The organism is Lysinibacillus sp. GbtcB16 (genome assembly GCF_019091145.1).
Lineage (GTDB): Bacteria > Bacillota > Bacilli > Bacillales_A > Planococcaceae > Lysinibacillus > Lysinibacillus fusiformis.
Window position 1 is genome coordinate 1 of record NZ_JAGXJV010000066.1, and the last position, 1,091, is coordinate 1,091.

3 protein-coding genes are annotated in these 1,091 nt (G+C 34.4%); all 3 read right to left on the reverse strand.

Features of this window, described 5'->3' with window-relative positions; genetic code table 11:
- On the reverse strand, nucleotides 1-202 hold a 202-nt coding region (locus KVT27_RS23275), incomplete at its 3' end, for a phage terminase small subunit-related protein (protein ID WP_309140244.1).
- Between the two features lie 14 nt (nucleotides 203-216).
- Nucleotides 217-435 carry a hypothetical protein gene (locus tag KVT27_RS23280; protein WP_217563160.1) on the reverse strand — a complete coding sequence of 73 codons (219 nt, stop codon included), beginning with the start codon at nucleotides 433-435 and terminating at the stop codon, nucleotides 217-219.
- A gap of 14 nt (nucleotides 436-449) precedes the next feature.
- On the reverse strand, nucleotides 450-689 hold the full coding sequence (locus KVT27_RS23285; RefSeq protein ID WP_217582036.1) for a hypothetical protein: 240 nt from the start codon (nucleotides 687-689) through the stop codon (nucleotides 450-452).
- Between the last annotated feature and the right edge of the window lie 402 nt (nucleotides 690-1,091).

Here is a 1,091-nt window from a genome sequence, read left to right on the forward strand (position 1 = left end):
TAGTACTACATTCATTTTCTTTTGCAGTACTACATTCAGATTCATTTAATTTAGCTGCCCATTTGTCCCTACTCTTCCAGGATGAAATTGTTTTTTCAGGTTCTTGAAGCAGCTCTGCAATTTTACGATTAGAAATATCGCCGTTATGTTCTTTGAATAGCTCAAAGGCTTTATCCCTGTTCGGGCTTCTTGCTCTCGCCACTCGTCACCACCTCACTACTTACTGTCCAAGAAAACATCTATGGCTTTATCTAATACGCTAATAAGTGCCTCACGACAGTTTTTTGGTGTCATATCATCATTAAGTTCATTGTGCAAAGCTACTGCCTTTTCTAGCTTTTGCGGGTCAATATGTTGTTTTACTAATTCCACACCGATAATATTATTAATCAAATTACCAACAACAACCGTTTGCTCTTGCTTATTGAGCTTCATTCACTTCACTCCTTTTAACAAAACGATCTCGCTCTTATACATTTAGGTTTGCGATTTAGCACTTGCGATTTCATGACTCTATATTTTACATATCCATAAGCAGGACGTTGTGACCGTTCCGATTTATATTTTATGTAATTAAGAGCAATCTCTTTAATTTGTTCCCAGGTTTGCTTAAACCATTGAACAATTACCTCACACGCTTCTCTAAATAGCTCAAAAGCTCTCTGTAAATCTTCACTATCAACTTTCACAATCTCACCCCTTATCTATAAAATAAAAAAACGTCCATTTGGCCGTTAAATAGAATCTTATTTTAAAAAATCCATAACAGAAACTAATTTATACAGGGAAATGAATATTATACACACAATGACTGCCTATAATCTTATTTATGTAAACTAGGTTGTCGGGAAATGTGTTGATATCAATGCATTTGTTAAAATCCCTATAATAATCAATATGCAAGTTTTATACATCGTTGATTTTCCGGGGTTTTTCACACTGAAATACACTTATTCATTGCATAAACTTAACCTTGTTAAACTTCTGTATTTTCCGGTTCTAAAAACTTGCCTATATGATGTTTTTCAAAGAGAGCAGCGTCTTTCTCTTGAGTTGTTTGTTTTGTAAATTCTCCCAAAGACATTTCCTGC

Bases quoted from the DNA above. Each gene is read 5' to 3' on its own strand.
- KVT27_RS23280 (WP_217563160.1), bottom strand. From the start codon at position 435: ATGAAGCTCAATAAGCAAGAGCAAACGGTTGTTGTTGGTAATTTGATT.